The sequence below is a fragment of the Micrococcus sp. LASM2_SD2 genome (assembly GCF_057364565.1).
Genome location: NZ_JBNFOB010000478.1, coordinates 1 through 605, shown reverse-complemented (window position 1 = coordinate 605; position 605 = coordinate 1). Strand labels below are relative to the sequence as shown.

1 protein-coding gene is annotated in these 605 nt (G+C 73.6%); it reads left to right on the top strand.

Annotation, left to right across the window (positions count from 1 at the left end; genetic code table 11):
• Positions 1-129: 129 nt before the first annotated feature.
• A partial coding sequence (locus AC2W7A_RS13205) for a Mur ligase family protein (protein WP_485991724.1) occupies positions 130-605 on the top strand: 476 nt, incomplete at its 3' end.

The window sequence follows — 605 nt, the reverse complement described above, 5'->3', positions numbered from 1 at the left end:
GTCGCGGAGGCGGGTCTGGCCGGGGGGGGACGTCGCGATGCTCCAGACCTCCACGCCGCGCGCGCCGCGGGGTCGGCGGCGGCGGCCGTCTATGGAGCGGGCCTGGACGCGGGACCACGCCTGATCGGCGTGACCGGCACCAACGGCAAGACGACCACGAGCTTCCTGGCCTGTGCGCTGCTCGAGGCGATCGACCTGCGGACCGGCGTGATCGGCACGATCCTCACGCGGGCGGGGGACCGGACCGTCCCGTCCTCGCTCACCACGCCGGAGTCCACCCAGCTGCACGCCCTCATGGCGCTCATGCGCCAGGAGCAGGTGGACACCGCCGTGATGGAGGTGTCCTCCCATGCCGTGGCCTTCGAACGGATCGCCGGGCTGCGGTTCGCCGTCGCGGGCTTCACCAACCTCACCCAGGACCATCTGGACCTGCACGGCTCCATGGAGGAGTACGCGGAGGCCAAGCTCGGGCTCTTCGACGCCGAGCGCACCGGTCGAGCCGTCGTCGTCCTCCGACGGCGGCGTAGGGGCCCGAGTGGGGCGTTCGCCATGGCCGACCGCGCCGGAGCGCCCGACGACGACCCTCGCCCTTGGACCGGCCGCGC